The sequence below is a fragment of the Lysobacter antibioticus HS124 genome (assembly GCF_000336385.2).
Classification (GTDB): domain Bacteria; phylum Pseudomonadota; class Gammaproteobacteria; order Xanthomonadales; family Xanthomonadaceae; genus Lysobacter; species Lysobacter firmicutimachus.
In genome coordinates this window covers 21719-37947 of the sequence record NZ_HG424514.1, presented here as the reverse complement: position 1 = coordinate 37947, position 16229 = coordinate 21719, and the positions used below count along the sequence as shown (strand labels likewise).

12 protein-coding genes are annotated in these 16229 nt (G+C 70.0%); 5 read left to right on the top strand and 7 right to left on the bottom strand.

Annotation, left to right across the window (positions count from 1 at the left end):
* The coding region (locus tag TX83_RS23915) for an aminotransferase class III-fold pyridoxal phosphate-dependent enzyme (protein WP_261370129.1) at window positions 1–447 on the top strand (447 nt) is incomplete at its 5' end.
* A gap of 88 nt (window positions 448–535) precedes the next feature.
* Here TX83_RS23915 and TX83_RS13480 read toward each other — a convergent pair.
* Together TX83_RS13480 and TX83_RS13475 are read right to left on the bottom strand one after the other, a co-directional pair.
* Window positions 536–2656 carry a TonB-dependent siderophore receptor gene (locus TX83_RS13480; RefSeq protein ID WP_064748475.1) on the bottom strand — a complete coding sequence of 707 codons (2121 nt, stop codon included), beginning with the start codon at window positions 2654–2656 and terminating at the stop codon, window positions 536–538.
* A gap of 526 nt (window positions 2657–3182) precedes the next feature.
* Window positions 3183–4403 (bottom strand): acetylornithine/succinyldiaminopimelate transaminase, encoded by a 1221-nt coding sequence (locus tag TX83_RS13475; protein WP_064748474.1) that lies wholly within the window; start codon window positions 4401–4403, stop codon window positions 3183–3185.
* A gap of 159 nt (window positions 4404–4562) precedes the next feature.
* Here TX83_RS13475 and TX83_RS13470 point away from each other — a divergent pair, with 159 nt between their 5' ends.
* Together TX83_RS13470 and TX83_RS13465 are read left to right on the top strand one after the other, a co-directional pair.
* The gene (locus TX83_RS13470; protein WP_064748473.1) at window positions 4563–6155 is read left to right on the top strand and encodes a M20/M25/M40 family metallo-hydrolase; all 1593 of its coding nucleotides are present in this window, start codon (window positions 4563–4565) and stop codon (window positions 6153–6155) included.
* 397 nt (window positions 6156–6552) lie between these two features.
* Entirely contained in the window at window positions 6553–7827 is a 1275-nt protein-coding gene (locus tag TX83_RS13465) for a DUF3472 domain-containing protein (protein ID WP_064748472.1), read from the top strand.
* An 82-nt stretch (window positions 7828–7909) separates the two neighbouring features.
* On the opposite strand, the gene TX83_RS13460 is transcribed toward TX83_RS13465, so the two are convergent.
* On the bottom strand, window positions 7910–8725 hold the full coding sequence (locus TX83_RS13460; RefSeq protein WP_064748471.1) for an SDR family oxidoreductase: 816 nt from the start codon (window positions 8723–8725) through the stop codon (window positions 7910–7912).
* A 292-nt stretch (window positions 8726–9017) separates the two neighbouring features.
* Window positions 9018–9686, bottom strand: a complete 669-nt coding sequence (locus tag TX83_RS13455) for a serine/threonine protein kinase (protein WP_064748470.1) — start codon at window positions 9684–9686, stop codon at window positions 9018–9020.
* Between the two features lie 169 nt (window positions 9687–9855).
* Here TX83_RS13455 and TX83_RS13450 point away from each other — a divergent pair, with 169 nt between their 5' ends.
* Entirely contained in the window at window positions 9856–11874 is a 2019-nt protein-coding gene (locus TX83_RS13450) for a bifunctional DedA family/phosphatase PAP2 family protein (RefSeq protein WP_064748469.1), read from the top strand.
* Window positions 11875–11901: 27 nt separating this feature from the next.
* On the opposite strand, the gene TX83_RS13445 is transcribed toward TX83_RS13450, so the two are convergent.
* The 3 genes from TX83_RS13445 to TX83_RS13435 all read right to left on the bottom strand — a co-directional run bounded on the left by TX83_RS13445 (window position 11902) and on the right by TX83_RS13435 (window position 14794).
* Entirely contained in the window at window positions 11902–12483 is a 582-nt protein-coding gene (locus TX83_RS13445; protein WP_064748468.1) for an LON peptidase substrate-binding domain-containing protein, read from the bottom strand.
* Window positions 12484–12588: 105 nt separating this feature from the next.
* Complete coding sequence (gene mpl / locus TX83_RS13440) at window positions 12589–13974, bottom strand: UDP-N-acetylmuramate:L-alanyl-gamma-D-glutamyl-meso-diaminopimelate ligase (RefSeq protein ID WP_064748478.1); 1386 nt, start codon at window positions 13972–13974, stop codon at window positions 12589–12591.
* A gap of 241 nt (window positions 13975–14215) precedes the next feature.
* Window positions 14216–14794, bottom strand: a complete 579-nt coding sequence (locus TX83_RS13435; protein ID WP_064748477.1) for an adenylate kinase — start codon at window positions 14792–14794, stop codon at window positions 14216–14218.
* Between the two features lie 178 nt (window positions 14795–14972).
* Here TX83_RS13435 and TX83_RS13430 point away from each other — a divergent pair, with 178 nt between their 5' ends.
* Entirely contained in the window at window positions 14973–16229 is a 1257-nt protein-coding gene (locus TX83_RS13430) for a 6-phosphofructokinase (protein ID WP_064748467.1), read from the top strand.

Here is a 16229-nt window from a genome sequence, read left to right as displayed (position 1 = left end):
GGCCGCGGGGAGCTGATGCGGCAGGTGGCGCCGGCCGGCCCGATCTACCAGGCCGGTACGCTGAGCGGCAATCCGGTGGCGATGGCCGCGGGCCTGGCGACGCTCGAGCTAATCCAGGCCCCGGGCTTCCATGCCGAACTCGAACGCCGCACCCATGCGCTGTGCGACGGTCTGGAAGCGGCCGCGCGCGAGGCCGGCATCGCCTTCGTCACCACCCGCGCGCCGGGCATGTTCGGGCTGTATTTCCGCGACGGCGCGATCGAGAGCTTCGACGACGCCAAGGCCTCCGACAGCGCGCGTTTCAACCGCTTCTTCCACGCCATGCTCGAGCGCGGCGTGTATCTGGCGCCGTCGGCGTTCGAGGCCGGCTTCGTGTCGAGCGCGCACGGCGATGCGGAAATCGCCCACACCCTGGAAGCGGCGCGGGCCGCCTTCGCGACCCTGTAACCCCCGCCGCGCGCCGACGAAACGAAAAGGGGCCGACCGCGTCGGCCCCTTTTTTTGTCGGCTCATGCCGCGATCGCCCGTCGCCGGCTCAGAACCGGTAGGTCGCGCTCAAGCCGATGTTGCGGCGGGCGCCGAACCAGCAATCGCCGCGGCCCATGCAGATGCTGAAGTAGCGCTTGTCGGTCAGGTTGTTGACGTTGAGCGCCCAGCGCCATGCGCCGGCGTCGAGCGACACCATCGCATCGGCCAGGGTCACCGACGGCGTGGTCGGCGCGGGCGGGCTGTCGAACGCGCTCATGTAGCGCAGGCCCAGGCCGGCGGCGAAGCCGTCGCGGCCGCCGATGCTGAAACGCTGCTTGCCCCAGACTGCGGCCTGATGGCGCGGAGTGGCCTCGAGCTGCTTGTCGTTGTCGAGATAGTTGTAGTGCGCGGTGAGGTCGAAGCGAGAGGTCAACCGGCCGGTCAGCTCCAGCTCGAAACCGCCGACCGTGGTCTTGCCCGCCTGCACGTTGACGTTGGGGTTGGCCGGATCGGGGACCAGACGATTCTCTTCGCGCAGCTCGTAGGTCGCGGCCGTGAAGCTCAGATCGCGGCCGGCGGGCTCGAACTTGAGTCCGGCTTCGATCTGCTCGCCCCGTTGCGGCTTGTAGCGCGCGCCGGTCAGCGCATGGGTGCCGGCCACCGGGGTGAACGACTCGCTGTAGCTCAGGTAGGGCGACCAGCCGGCCCAGTCGTGGAACATCACGCCTAGGCGCTTGGTGGTGGCGCTGGACTTCTCGTCTCCGGCGCCGGCCAACCCGCTCTTGGCGCGATCGTGGCGCAGCCCGGCGACAACGATCCAATGCTCGCCGATGCGCATCTGATCCTGCAGGTACAGGCCGACCTGGCGCTGGCGGGTCTTGACCGCCGGGCCGAACGCCGGCGGCGTGTGCGGCAAGTACACCGGGGCGTAGATGTCGATCGCCGGCATGGTGCCGCCGCGGTCTTGCGCGCTCTCGAACAGCTGCCGCTCGTCCTGCTTGAAGCGCACCGCGTCCACGCCCGCCAGCACCTGGTGCGCGACCGCGCCGGTGTCGAATCGGCCTTCGACATGCTGGTCGATGTTCTGCATCCGCACCCGGGTATCGGCGAACCAGCCTTCGCGCCGGATGACCCGCTGCTGCGCATCCACGAAGGGATTCGACGGACCGCTGAACGGATCGCCGTAGGCGCTGGCGTAATCGACCTTGTTGCGGGCGGCGCGGAAGGCCTGGCGCAGGGTCCAGTTTTCGTTGAGGCGGTGTTCGAACAGCCAGCCTGCGGTGGTGCGGTCGGTGTCGTAGTGGTCGCCCGGATTGCCGATAAAACGGTGCGACGGCACGCGCCCGTTCGGGTTCGACGCCAGCAATCCGCTCCAACCGAAGAACTGCGAGGTCGAGCCGGTGCGGTCCTGCTGCCAGCGCAGCTGCAGGGTCAACGAGGTGTCTTCGCTGGGCCTCCAGGTCAACGAGGGCGCGATCAGGCGACGGTCGTCGTCGACGTGATCGACCTGGGTTTCGCTGTCGCGGTAGACGCCGACGATGCGGTACAGCCAAGTGCCGTCCTCGGTCAGCGGCCCGGTGAAGTCGGCATTGAGCTGACGGCGATCGAAGCTGCCGACTTGCACGCCGATCTCGCGCTGCGCCTGAGCCTGCGGGCGCTTGCTGACCAGGTTGATGACGCCGGCGGTGCTGCCTTGCCCGAACAGCATCGACGAAGGGCCGCGCAGCACTTCGATGCGCTCGAGCAGGTAGGGATCGGTGCGCGCCGAGCTGGTGTAGTAGTTGAACGAGCTGCGCAGACCGTCGAGGTATTCCTGCGGCGAGCTGCCGCGGATCAAGGTCCAGTCGCCGCGCGAATCCAGGCCGTAGGCGTCGGAGCGCACGCCGGCCGCGTAGTTGAGCGCGTCCTGGACGTTGAGCGCGCCTTGGTCGGTCATGCGCTCGCGGGTGACCACGGTGATCGCTTGCGGGGTTTCGTCGATCGGCGTGTCGGTCTTGGTCGCGGTGACGGCGCTGCCGGCCTTGTAGCCATCGCCCGCCCCTTGCACCACGACATGGTCGAGCGTGGTGGCCCGGTCGCGATCGGCTTCGGCCGGCGCAGAGTCGGCGCTCGCGGCGAACGCCGACAGGCTCAGGGGGACAGCGATGGCCAAGGCCAGGGGCGCCAGGCGCGGACGGCGGCGGGACATGAGGGGGCGGCTCCGAAGGGTTGTAGCAAACGAGAATTATTATCGTTTGAATCGACCGCACGGGTAAAGACCCGTATTTTCCAGAGCTTCCGCGTCAGACCGGGCTGCCGGTCAGCGCCGAGCGGCGAAACGCGCGTCCCCTCATTCGACGCGGCAGTCGCGCGGACTCGGCATCGGAACGCGGCCGAGCTAGATACGCAATGAGCGGACGCCGATCCGGCCCGGCTGCAGAGACATGTACGGGACTTGCTGTTCGCCGGCGCGGCCGTCGCATAGCCGCAGGCTGGGCCGGGACGGCGGCGAGCGCACGCGCCACCGTCAGCGCCATCCTCCGACCAGCGACGGGGTCGAGGTCGAACGGCGATTCGACGTGCCGGCGCGGCGCGATCGGCGCCTGGCCTTCGTCCGTCCGGCGCGGACCGACGAAAGCGGCGACGTGTTCGTCCGCGATGGGCAAAGCTCGCCGGCGCACGGCCGGCGAGCAGGCCGCAGAAGACGCAGCGCTTCGTCGCTGCGTCCAGGGGCCTCAGCGGCCGAGGAACTTCAGCAGCGCCGCGCGCAGGCGCGACAGGCCTTCGGCGACATCGGCGTCGCCGATATTGAGGGCCGGCACGAAGCGCAGCACGTCCGGGCCGGCCTGCAGCAGCAACAGGCCTTGCCCGACGCACAGGTCGAGGATCTCCCCCGCCTTTCCGGCATGCGCCTCGCGCAGCTGCGCGCCGATCATCAGGCCGCGGCCGCGGACCTCGGCGAACAACGCCAGCTCGGCGTCGAGGGCGAGCAGACCGGCGCGGATCGCCGCGGCCTGACGCTCGACGTTGGCCATCAGCGCCGGCGAACGCAACTCGCGCAGCGCCGCGCCAGCGACGGCGGCGGCGAGCGGGTTGCCGCCGAAGGTGGTGCCGTGGGCGCCGAACTGCATCGCCTGCGCCGCCTGGGCGCCGACCAGCATGGCGCCGATCGGGAAGCCGCTGCCCAGGGCCTTGGCCAGTGTGACCACGTCCGGGGTCACGCCGTAGGCATGGCAGGCGAACAACTGGCCGGTGCGGCCCATGCCGCACTGGATCTCGTCCAGGATCAGCAACGCTCGATGGCGGTCGCACAGCGCACGCAGGCCCTGCAGGAACGCCTCGTCGGCGGCGGTCACGCCGCCCTCGCCTTGCACCGGCTCGACCAGCACCGCGCACACCGCACCGTCGGCCATGGCCGCTTCGGCCGCGGCCAGGTCGTTGAAATCGCTGTAGCGGAAGCCCGGCGGCAGCGGTTCGAAACCTTCGTGGTACTTGGGCTGCGCGGTGGCGGTGACCGCGGCCAGGGTGCGGCCGTGGAAACTGCCGCGGAAGCTCAGGATCACCCGCCGCTCGGGTTCGCGGCCCTGTCCGGTCGCCCACTTGCGCGCGAGCTTGATCGCCGCTTCGTTGGCTTCGGCGCCGGAGTTGCACAGGAACACGCGCTCGGCGAAACCGGAAGCCGACACCAGTTGCTCGGCCAGCTGCAGCGGCGGCTGGCTGACGAAGACATTGCTGGTGTGCCAGAGCTTGCCGGCCTGTTCGGTCAGGGCCTGAATCAGCGCCGGATGGGCGTGGCCGAGCGCGTTGACCGCGATGCCGGCGCCGAAATCCACGTATTCGCGACCGTCCAGGTCCCAGATGCGCGAACCCTGGCCACGATCGAGAACGATCCGACGCGGGCGGTAGACAGGCAGGTAGTAGCGCTCGGAGAGGGCGTAGAGCGAGGCGGTGTCCATGGACGGCGGCGGTTCGCGGTGCGGGGAGGAAGCGGCCATTGTCGCGCATCGTGCCGGGCCGCGCAGCGGCGCCGGCCCGGCTGCGGCAGAATCGCCGCTGCCGCGTCCGCCGGCCGCAACCGCCCGCCGGCCCGCGCTGCCGTCATCGAGGGAGTTCCGATGCGCATCCGCCGTCGCCCCGCCGCCCCGTCGCTCCGCTTGCTGCCCGCCGCCTTGGCCCTGGTGCTCGGTCCCGCCTTCGCCGCACCGCCGGCGCCGCTGTCCATGGACACCGATCAGGCATTCGATTCGGCCTCGGTGGCGCCGTTCGCCGGCGCCTATCCGGACGTCTACGCCCGGCTCGAACAACGCCGCGAACAGGATCTTGCGCATTTGCAGCGCTGGCTGCGCCAGCCCTCGGTCAGCGCGCAGAACCGCGGCATCGGCGAGATGGCCGAACTGCTGCGCAGCGATCTGCAGGCGCTGGGCTTCCGCGATACCGCTGTGGTGCCGACCGCGGGCCATCCCGGCGTGTACGGCTATTACGACGCCGGCGCCGAACACACCCTGATCGTCTACATGATGTACGACGTGCAGCCGGTCGAACCGAGCGGCTGGAAAGTCGACGCCTTCGCCGGCGAACTGGTCGACGAACCCGGCCTCGGCCGGGTGCTGATGGCGCGCGGCGCGACCAACCAGAAAGGCCCGCAGCGCGCTTTCCTCAACGCCTTGGACGCGATCGTGCGCGCGCGCGGCAAGCCGCCGCTGAACCTGATCGTACTGGCCGAAGGCGAGGAGGAACTCGGCTCGCCGCACTACCCGCAGATCGTCGCCCGCTACGAGCAGCGGCTGCGCCGCGCCGACGGCGTGTTCTTCCCGATGAGCACCCAGGACCGCGACGGCCAGGCGTCGATGTTCCTCGGCGTGAAAGGCATTCTGTACATGGAGCTGGAGGCCAAGGGCAACCCGGTCAGCGGCGGCCCGCAGCGCAGCGAGGTGCACGGATCGCTCGCGGCCAAGCTCGATTCGCCGAGCTGGCGGCTGGTGCAGGCGCTGGCGACGCTGACCACGCCCGACGGCGAGATCGCCGTGCCCGGCTATCGCGATGCGATCCGCAAACCCAGCGCGGAAGAGCAACGCTTATTCAATGGCCTGGTGCTCGGACGCAAGGCCGACGAGGCCAAGCAGCTGGCCGCCGTCGGCGCGGCGCGCTGGAAGAACGGCCGCCGCCTGCGCGATGCCGCGGCGGCCGAAGTGTTCGATACCACGCTCAACATCGACGGCCTGGTCGCCGGCTACACCGGCGAAGGGGTCAAGACCATCCTGCCGCACCGCGCGCTGGCCAAGGTCGATTCGCGACTGGTACCGGACCAGACGCCCGAGCAGGCGCTGGCGCTGATCCGCAAGCACCTGGACGCGAACGGCTTCAACGACATCGAGGTACGCCGGCTGTCGGGCTATCCGCCGGCGCAGACGTCGATCGAGGCGCCGCTGAGCCGCGCCGTGTTGAGCGTCTACCGCAAGTACGGGCAGACCCCGCCGGTGGCGCCGCGCATCGGCGGCAGCGCACCGTATTACGTGTTCACCCAGACATTGGGGCTGCCGATGCTCGCCGGCGGATTGGGCCACGGCGCCGGCGCGCACGCCCCGAACGAATACACGGTGATCGACCCCGCGCCGGGCTCGAAGGTGGCGGGACTGGTGGAAACGGAGAAGTTCTACGTCGACTTGCTGTACGCGTTCGCGCAGGCCTTGCAACAACCGCAGCGCTGAATCGGGGGCGGCGGCGGTCGGCCTCTGCGCCGGCCCTGCGGCGGCATGGCGTCGCCATGACCGGCAACGCCCCCGCGCGCATCGTTGCGAATCTGCGTCACGTTTCTCGCGACCCCGCGAGCCGACGGGCCTGCGCGCAGGTCCGGACGCCGGCGCAAAACCCGATCGGCCTCCGCCACGGACGAGGCGCGCATCGGCGCAATTTCGTCCGTTTCTCCCATTGCGCAAGCCACCGACGACTTTCACGGACGCCGGTTTTCGGCGCAACGCCCCGTCGCTGCGTACTGGCGGATTTACACGGCGTTGCGTCCATTGACGCGTTCGGAAAAGCAGTGACGTAATCGCCGCCGCGCTCCGCCGCCCCGCGTCATCCACTGTCCGCCCACGGAGAACGACCATGCGAAAAGCCGCCGTCTGGCTGTTGCTGTCCCTGAGCCTGTTGTCCGCCCCATCGTTCGCGCAAACCAAGACCCTCGTACCGCTGGGCGGAAACGCCTTCATCACCCGACCCGCGCCCGCGGGCGAGGAACTCGTCGACGACACCGGGTTGCACAACTGGAGCTCGGACAAGGCGGTGGCCAGCGTCTATTTCTTCACCCATCGCGTCGGCAAGGTCGAGCTCTCGCTGGTAGGGGCGCTGCACGGCGCGACCCGCAGCACGGTCGAAGTCTCGATCGGCGGCCAACGCCGGCTCGCGGCGTTGTCGGGCACCGCGACGTCGTCCTTCCATGTCGGCAGTTTCGCCATCGCCCGCCCCGGCTACGTCAAGGTCGACCTGCGCGGCGTCAGCACCGACGGCGGCTACTACGGCGATATCTCCGGGCTGGAAGTAAGCGGCAGCGCCGCGTCCGCCGGCCTGGTGTTCGCCGACGATCCGGCCAACTTCTACTGGTCGCGGCGCGGTCCGTCGGGCCATCTGGGCTTCGCCGTGCCGGAGAACACCGAATACTTCTACAACGAGGTCACGGTGCCGAAGGGCCACGACCCGATCGGCTCCTACTTCATGGCCAACGGCTTCTCGCAGGGCTATTTCGGGATCCAGGTGAATTCGGCCAGCGAACGCCGCGTGCTGTTCTCGGTGTGGGACTCGCCCGCCGGCAAGACCACCTTGCTGAAGAAAGGCCCCGACGTGATCGCGCAGGACTTCGGCGGCGAAGGCACCGGCGGGCAGAGTTTCCTGCGTTACGACTGGAAGCCCGGCCACACCTATCGCTTCATCACCCGCGCACGTCCGGACGGCCAGGGCAACACCCTGTTCTCGGCCTGGTTCGGCACGCCCTGCGTGCTCGGCCGCGGCGATTGCCGGTGGAAATTCATCGCCAGCTGGAAGTACGAAGGCGTCTCCACCTACCAGAAGGGGGTGTACTCCTTCATCGAGTCGTTCAATCCGGACTACGGCTACCTCGACCGCCTGGCCCTGTACGGCAATCAGTGGGCGGTGTCCACCGACGGTCTGTGGACGGAAGTGAAGTCGGCGCGCTTCACCGTGGATGCGACGGCGCAGAACCGCCAGCGCCTGGACATCACCGGCGGCGCCGTCGCGCCGGCCTTCTATCTGCGCAATACCGGCTTTTTCAGCAGCGCGGCGGCGCCGGGCAGCGTGTTCGCCCGCAGCGCCTCGTGGTTCAAGCCGCGCGTGAACCTGGCGGCGCTGCCCGAATCCGCTCCCTGAGCCGAGCCGCACTGCGCGTCGTCCGGTCGCATGCCGCAAGAAGAAGCCCCGCGTTCGCGGGGCTTTTTCCTGCGCTGGCGCCTCAGCCGAGGAACAGGTCCGGCAACAACGGCTTGTCCGGATCGACCGCGTAGCGGCCGAAGTCGGCCACGCCGGCCTCGCTCAGCACTTCTTCGTCGATCAGGAAGCGGCCGTAGAACCCCTGCGCCGGCCGGATCAACACCTCGCGCACCGCATCGGCGACGATCTCCGGCTTGCGGCAACGGTCCACCGGAACGCCGGGGATGAGGTTCAGGGCATCGGTGGCGATGATGGTCTTCGGCCAGAGCGCGTTGACCGCGATGCCGCTCGGGCCGAATTCGCCGGCCAGGCCCAGGGTCACGAAGCTCATGCCCATCTTGGCCAGGGTGTAGCCGGTATGCGGCGCCCACCACTTGACGTCCAGGCTCGGCGGCGGCGCCAGGGTCAGGATGTGCGGGTTCGCGGCCTGGCGCAGATACGGCAGGCAGGCCTGGGCGCACAGGAAACTGCCGCGCGCGTTGACCTGCTGCATCAGGTCGAAACGCTTCATCGGCGTGTCCAGGGTACCGCGCAGCCAGATCGCGCTGGCGTTGTTGACCAGGATGTCGATGCCGCCGAACGCGTCTGCGGTCGCCGCGACCGCGGCCTGGACCTCGTCTTCCTCGCGGATATCGCATTTGAGCGCCAGCGCGCGCCCGCCGGCCGCCTCGACTTCGGCGGCGACGCTGTGGATGGTGCCGGGCAGCTTGGGATTGGCGACCGCCGACTTGGCCGCAATGGCCACGTTGGCGCCGTCGCGCGCCGCGCGCAGCGCGATCTCGCGGCCGATGCCGCGCGAGGCGCCGGTAATGAAGAGGGTTTTGCCTTGGAGGGTCATTGGGGGGCCGGGATTGGAGATTCGGGATTCGGGATTCGGGATTCGCAAGCCGGGATTCGAGATTCGAGAATCGGGATTCGGCAAAGCGGGCTCTTTCACATCCTAATCCCTACGCCAGCGTCTGGACGAGACGAGGAGTCTGCATCGCACCCGTCGCGGGCACGATCGCTCCATCGATCCAGACTCGTCGATCGACGGCAACGATTCAGCCCTCACCCGCAAGCCGGCGAGGGCTCCGCCACCTCGCCTGCGCTCGAGCGAATCCCCAATCCCGAATCCCCAATCCCGGCTCTCAGGGCTTCGGCCCCTGCCCCTCGTTGTCTTCCCAATGCAGGATTCGGCGGGTGACGAAGCGGTAGACCGGTTTGCCGGTGGCGAACCAGGCCTCGCGCAGCCAGGAGCGGCGCTGGAGCAGGCGGCGCTCTACCGGGGTGAGCACTTGTGCGCAATAAGTGCGTTTGTGTTTGAGCAGATGGCGCAAATCCTCGCGCGCGAGCAAACGCATCCAGCGCGCGCGCGGATCGCCGCGGGTGGCGAGCTGGAAATCGATGATCGCCGGACGGCCGTCGGCGAGCACCAGCCAGTTGGCTTCCTTGGCCAGGTCGTTGTGCGCCAGGCCGCGCCGGTGCAGCCGCTGCAGCAGCCGCCGGGCCTGACGAAAATAGGCCAGGTCGCCGTGCGGCGGGCGCTGGTACATCGCCGCGCCGTCGAGGTAGCTGCGATCCAGGCAGCGGCCGTCCCAGGCCAACAACTGCGGTGTCGCTTCCAGGCCGTCGACGCGCCGCAGCGCGCGCGCCTCGCGCCGCGCCAGCCACCACGCCGGCAGCCGCAGCCACCACGGCACGCGACCGAGATCGCGCCGCACGAACAGCCCCTGCGGCCCGCGCATCAGAGCGATGCGGCCGAAGCTGTCGGCCTTGAGCGCCGCGACTTCGCTGGGCAGGGTGGGGTCTGTGGGCATGGCGGCAAGTGTACTTGTAGCGGGGATTGGGGATTGGGGATTGGGGATTCGGGATTCGCAAAGCCAAGGCCAAAGCCGAGCCCTGGCTCTAGCCGATCCTCAATCCCGAATCCCCAATCCCCGCCGTCCGGTCATCCTCGCCACAGCAGGCCCTGCCTATAATCGGCCGATGGAACCTGCCTGGCTCGAAAGCGCGACCGCATGGATCGCGGCCAATCCCATCGCCGCCGGCATCGTGATCTTTCTGATCGCGTTCTGCGATGCGCTGGTCATCGTCGGCATCGTCGTACCCGCGTTGCCGCTGCTGTTCGCGGTCGGCGCGCTGGTCGGCCTGGGCCACATCAACGGCCCCTATGCCTTGGTCTGTTCGACCCTGGGCGCCTTCGCCGGCGACGGGTTGAGTTACTGGGTCGGCTATCGCTGGGGGCCGACCTTGCGCGAACGCTGGCCGTTCTCGCGTTATCCGCAATGGCTGGACCGCGGCGAGAATCTGTTCCGCCGCCACGGCAGCAAGAGCATCGTGATCGCGCGCTTCGTCGGCGCGGTGCGGCCGTTCGTGCCGGCCATCGCCGGCATGCTGCGCATGCCGATGCGGCGCTATGCGATCCCCAGCCTGCTCGCCTGCGCCGCCTGGTCGGGGCTGTTCCTGGCGCCGGGCTGGATCCTGGGCGCATCCTACGACGCGGTCGCCGCAGTCGCCGACCGGCTGGCGGTGGTTTTGGGCGGCTTGCTGGCCGCCCTGGCCTTGGTCTGGGCCGGCGTGCTCTACACCTGGCGCTGGTTCGCCAACCACGCCGACAACCTGCTCGCGCGCGCACTGCGCTGGACCCGCGCGCATCCGCGCCTGGGCCGCTACGCCGCGGCGCTGATCGATCCCAACCGGCCGGAGTCGGCCTCGCTGGTGATGCTGGCGGTCTGCCTGCTCGGGATCAGCTGGATCTGGTTCACCCTGCTGGCCACGCTGCTGGCCAGCGGCGGGCCGCTGGCGATCGACCACAGCGTGCACGAGTTCATGTGGACCCTGCGCAATCCGCTCGCCGACCGGCTGATGGCCGGCCTGGCCAGCCTCGGCGATCCGGCCGTGCTGGCGCCGGCGGCGTTGGCGGTGCTGGTCTATCTGGCCTGGCGCCGGCGCTGGATGGCGGCGGCGCATTGGGTGGGCGCGATCGTGTTCGGCCTGGCGCTGACTTCGTTGCTGGAGGCGGCGATCGACATGCCGCGTCCGCCGACCGCGCCGGCCGGCTTCGGCTTCCCTTCGGTCGCGGTGACCATGACCACGATCGTGTTCGGCTTCTTCGCCGTGCTGATCGCGCGCGAGCTGCCGGGCCGGCAGCGGGTCTGGCCCTATTTGTTGGCCGGCGTGGTCACCACCCTGGTCGGCTTCTCGCGCCTGTACCTGGGCGCGCACTGGCCCAGCGACCTGGTCGGCGGCACCTTGTTCGGCATCGTCTGGCTGCTGGTGCTGGGCATCGCCTATCGCCGCCACGTCGCCCGCTCGTTCTGGATGCGGCCGCTGGCGGTGCTGTTCTACACCGTGTTCGCGGCCGCCGCGCTGTGGCATGCGCCGCGTTCGGCCGATGCCTTGCTGGCCAAGTTCGCCGCCGCCCAACCCACCGCGGTGCTCGATGCGCAGGCCTGGTGGCGCAGCGATTGGGCCAGCCTGCCGGCGCAGCGCAACGAGCGCGATGCGCGCGGGCGCTGGCCGCTGGACGTGCAGGTCGCCGGCCCGCTGCCGCCGCTGCGCGCCAGCCTGGAAGCCGCCGGCTGGCGGGTGCAGGAACAGGCCAACTGGCTGTCGACCATCGCCTTGCTCGACGACGACACGCCGGCGCGCGAACAAGCGGTGCTGCCGGCCACCCTCGATGCCCAGGCCGAGGCCCTGCTGATGCTCCGCGACGGCCCCAGCCCGGACCTGCAATACGCGCTGCGCCTGTGGCCGGCGCCGGCGGTGCTCTCCGACGGCACGCCGCTGTGGGTCGGCACGGCGCAGACTTTGCGCCTGACCAAGCCCTTCGATGCCGCGACGCTGTGGCTGCCGCAATCCGACGGCGGCCGCGCCCATGCCGAAGTGCGCAAGGCGCTGACCGGCTTCGTCCTGCTCGAACAAGCGCATCCGAAGAACGGCGCGCCGGTGCTGCGCCTGCGTTCGCAGTACCGGTTGCCGCAAACCGTCGCGCCCGCGCCTTGATCCGGCTGCCGCGCCGAGCGCGGCGGCTCAGTGCAACAGCGTCAGCAGGTGGTCCAGGCGCCGGTGCGGGTCGTCGAGCTGCAGCAGCCATTGCCGCTGCGCCGGCGCCAGCGGCAGCAGTTCGGCCAGGCGCCAGCCGACCCAGGCCGCTTCGTCGCGGCGCGCATGCGGCGCCAGATGGTGCTCGCCGCCGGCCTTCTCCAACAGCCCTTCGAGCAAAGTCGCCAGCAACGAATGCTCCGGACGCAGTTCGTCGTCCGGGTCCGGCGCGCACCATTCGACTTCGGCGACTTGCAGACCGTTGTCGCGCACCCGCACCCGGCCGGCGTGGAAACGGCGGGCGCCGCGCACACGCAGCAACAACAGGCCGTCGTCGCCGGTGCCGAAATCCTCGATCAACGCCTCGGTGCCGAATGCCGCCGCGGTAGCGGGCGCGCCGGTCTCCTGGCCTTCCATGATCAGGCACACGCCGAAGCCGCGTCCCTCGCGGCCGCAATCGCGGATCAGGTCGAGATAGCGTCGCTCGAACACGCGCAGGCCGATCGACGCGCCGGGCACCAGCACCGTATGCAGCGGAAACAGTCCCAGCGGTTCGCGGTCGACGGACATGGCCGCAGTGTACTCGCGGCCCGCTCGGCGTCGAGAGACGACGGACGCGTTCGCAGGACGACGCGGTCCGCAGAGCGCCGGCCGCGGCGCGGCCGGCACAAGGGCTCAGCCCGTGCGGGCGTCGCGCAGGGCGGCGAAGAAGCGGCGCGGCGCGCCGTCGAACCCGCCGTTGGACATGAACACCACGTGGTCGCCGCTGCGCACGCGTTCGCGCAGCGCGGCGATCAAGGCATCGGCATCGGCCACCGCGACGCCTTCGCCGCGCAGGCCGGCGACGACCTTGCCGGCGTCCCAGGCCAACTCGGGGCGATGCAGGAACACCACCGCGTCGGCGCCGTCCAGCGACGGCGCCAGCGCCTCGGCGTGCGCGCCCAGGCGCATGGAATTGCTGCGCGGCTCCATCGCCACCACGATCCGCGCCGCGCCGACCCGGGCGCGCAGCCCGGACAGGGTGGTCGCGATCGCGGTCGGATGGTGGGCGAAGTCGTCGTAGACGGTGACGCCGCCGGCCTCGCCGATCACTTCCAGGCGCCGCTTGACGCTGCGGAAGCGGGCCAGCGCCGGCAGCACCGTGGCGACTTCGACGCCGACCGCGTGGGCGGCGGCCAGGGCGGCCAGGGCGTTCATGACGTTGTGGCGGCCGAGCAGCGGCCAATGCACTTCGCCGATCTCGCGTCCCTGGTGCAGCACGGCGAACGCGCTGCCGTCCTGGTGGATCAGGCGCGCGCTCCAATCGAACGCCGCGCCGTCGCCGGCGTCGAGGCCGAAGCGTTCGACCGGGGTCCAGCAGCCCATCGCCAGCACTTCGGCCAGGCGCGCGTCCTCGCCGTTGACGATCAGGCGGCCGCGGCGCGGCACGGTGCGCACCAAATGGTGGAACTGGCGCTGGATCGCGGCGACATCGGGAAAGATGTCGGCGTGGTCGTATTCCAGGTTGTTGAGGATCGCCACCAGCGGCCGGTAGTGGACGAACTTGCTGCGCTTGTCGAAGAACGCGGTGTCGTACTCGTCGGCCTCGACCACGAACTCGCGCCCCGACCCGACCCTTGCCGACACGCCGAAGTCCTCGGCCACGCCGCCGATCAGGAAGCCCGGCCGGCGACCGGCGGCTTCCAGCAGCCAGGTCAGGATGGTGGTGGTAGTGGTCTTGCCGTGGGTGCCGGCGACCGCGAGCGTGTCGCGGCCCGGCAGGACCCGCTCGGACAGCCACTGCGCGCCGGAGGTGTAGCGGCGGCCGTCGTCGAGCACCTGTTCGACCGCGGCATTGCCGCGCGAAAGCGCGTTGCCGACCACGACTTCGTCGCAATCCGGCGAGATGTTTTCGGGGCGGTAGCCCTGGCTCAGGACGATGCCGAGCTGCTCGAGCTGGGTCGACATCGGCGGATACACCGCCTGGTCGCTGCCTTCCACGTCGTGGCCGAGTTCGCGCGCGAGCGCGGCGACGCCGCCCATGAACGTACCGGCGATGCCCAAGATATGGAGCTTCAAGATCCGAGTTTCCAAAAGAGTTTGCGAATGCTCGACCAAGCGACTCCCGCTGGCACCGACTCCCCGCTCCCGCTGGCGGGAGCGGGATGGGTGAGGGCACGCGCAAACGGCCGACGACGAAACCATCCTACCGACGCGCCTGGGCCTTCAATACCGGGATCTGGATTCGAACGAACGGAGCGGGCGGCCGCTCGCGGCCCACGCCCCAGCCCTCTCCCGCCGACGGGAGAGGGAGCGAAGCGGCTCAGCCCACCGTCGGCGCCGGTTCCAGCGCTTCGATGATGCGGGTGAACACGTCGTCGAGCGAACCCACGCCGTCGACCACGGTCAGCCGGCCGTGCTGGCGGTAGTACTCGATCACCGGCGCGGTCACGTCGTCGTAGACCTTCAGGCGGGTGCGCACGGCGTCCGGGCTGTCGTCGGGGCGGCCCTGGGCGGCGGCGCGGCCGGCGATGCGGTCGACCAGCAGTTCGGTCGGCACCTCGAGCTGGACCGCGAAGTCCATCGGCTGGCCGATCTTCTTCAGCAGCACGTCCAGCGCATCGGCCTGGGCCAGGTTGCGCGGGTAGCCGTCGAGGATGAAGCCGCCGGCGGTATCGGGACGCGAGAAACGGTCCTCGAGCATGCCGAGCAGGATCTCGTCGCTGACCAGGTTGCCGGCGTCCATCACCGCCTTGGCCTCCAGGCCGAGCTTGGTGCCGGCCGCGACTTCGGCGCGCAGCAGGTCGCCGGTGGAAATATGCGGCACCTGCAGATGCTCCTTGAGCCGCGCAGCCTGAGTGCCCTTGCCGGAACCCGGCGCGCCCAGAAGTACCAATCGCATCAACATCGCTCCTAAGACACATGAAACCGCGCCCGGCGCGGCGCGCCGGACCAGGCCCGGGCCAGCCCCAGGCTGGCCTGCTCGCGGGGCGGCGCTACACTCGGAAGCTGCCGACCACCCGCCGGGCGAAAGATTGCGGCCAGCTTACCGCACTCCGGCGCAAATCTCTGGAATCCCCATGCCCCAAGGAACCCTGCTGTACGCACAGTCCGGCGGCGTGACCGCCGTCATCAACGCCACCGCCGCGGCGGTCATCGAGACCGCCCGGGCCCGCAAGGTGAAGGTCCTGGCCGCCCGCAACGGCATCCTCGGCGCCCTGCGCGAGGAACTGATCGACACCTCCAAGGAGTCGGCGGCGGCGATCCGCGCCCTCGGCCATACCCCCGGCGGCGCCTTCGGCTCCTGCCGGCTCAAGCTCAAGTCGCTGGAGGCCGACCGGGCCCGCTACGAGCGCCTGCTGGCGGTGCTGCAGGCCCACGACGTGCGCTGGTTCCTCTACAACGGCGGCAACGATTCGGCCGACACCGCGCTCAAGGTCTCGCGCCTGGCCGCCGAATTCGGCTATCCGCTGACCTGCGTGGGGGTGCCCAAGACGGTCGACAACGACCTGGCGGTGACCGACTGCTGCCCGGGCTTCGGCTCGGCCGCCAAGTACACCGCGGTCTCGGTGCGCGAGGCCGCGCTGGACGTGGCGGCGATGGCCGAGACCTCGACCAAGGTGTTCGTCTACGAGGCCATGGGCCGCCATGCCGGCTGGCTGGCCGCCGCCGCCGGCCTGGCCGGGGACGGCCCGGACGCCGCCCCGCACCTGATCCTGTTCCCCGAGCGGCCGTTCGACGAGGCCGACTTCTTCGCCAAGGTGAAGGCCACGGTCGAGCGGGTCGGCTACTGCGTGGTGGTCGCCAGCGAGGGCATCCAGACCGCCGACGGACGCTTCGTCGCCGACGCCGGCGGCGGCAAGGACTCCTTCGGCCACACCCAGTTGGGCGGGGTCGCCTCGCACCTGGCCGGGCGGGTCAAGGACGCGTTGGGCTACAAGGTCCACTGGACCCTGCCCGACTACCTGCAGCGCTCGGCCCGCCACCTGGCCTCCAAGACCGATGTCGATCAGGCCCGCGCGGTCGGCAAGGCCGCGGTCGAGCTGGCGCTGAAGGGCCGCAATGCGGTGATGCCGGCGATCGTGCGCACCTCGCAGGCGCCGTACCGCTGGAAGATCGAGCCGGTCGCATTGGACAAGGTCGCCAACCACGAGAAGAAGATGCCGGCCGGTTTCGTCCGCAAGGACGGCTACGGCATCACCGCCGCCGCCCGCCGCTACCTGGAGCCGCTGATCCGCGGCGAGGCGCCGCCGCCGTACGGCCGCGACGGCCTGCCCAAGTACGTGACGCTGAAGAATGTCGCGGTGAAGCCCAAGCTGCCGCCTTACCAGGACTGA

Coding starts and splice junctions, on each gene's coding strand:
- TX83_RS13480 (WP_064748475.1), bottom strand. CDS start 2,656: ATGTCCCGCCGCCGTCCGCGCCTGGCGCCCCTGGCCTTGGCCATCGCT.
- TX83_RS13475 (WP_064748474.1), bottom strand. CDS start 4,403: ATGGACACCGCCTCGCTCTACGCCCTCTCCGAGCGCTACTACCTGCCT.
- TX83_RS13470 (WP_064748473.1), top strand. CDS start 4,563: ATGCGCATCCGCCGTCGCCCCGCCGCCCCGTCGCTCCGCTTGCTGCCC.
- TX83_RS13465 (WP_064748472.1), top strand. CDS start 6,553: ATGCGAAAAGCCGCCGTCTGGCTGTTGCTGTCCCTGAGCCTGTTGTCC.
- TX83_RS13460 (WP_064748471.1), bottom strand. CDS start 8,725: ATGACCCTCCAAGGCAAAACCCTCTTCATTACCGGCGCCTCGCGCGGC.
- TX83_RS13455 (WP_064748470.1), bottom strand. CDS start 9,686: ATGCCCACAGACCCCACCCTGCCCAGCGAAGTCGCGGCGCTCAAGGCC.
- TX83_RS13450 (WP_064748469.1), top strand. CDS start 9,856: ATGGAACCTGCCTGGCTCGAAAGCGCGACCGCATGGATCGCGGCCAAT.
- TX83_RS13445 (WP_064748468.1), bottom strand. CDS start 12,483: ATGTCCGTCGACCGCGAACCGCTGGGACTGTTTCCGCTGCATACGGTG.
- TX83_RS13435 (WP_064748477.1), bottom strand. CDS start 14,794: ATGCGATTGGTACTTCTGGGCGCGCCGGGTTCCGGCAAGGGCACTCAG.
- TX83_RS13430 (WP_064748467.1), top strand. CDS start 14,973: ATGCCCCAAGGAACCCTGCTGTACGCACAGTCCGGCGGCGTGACCGCC.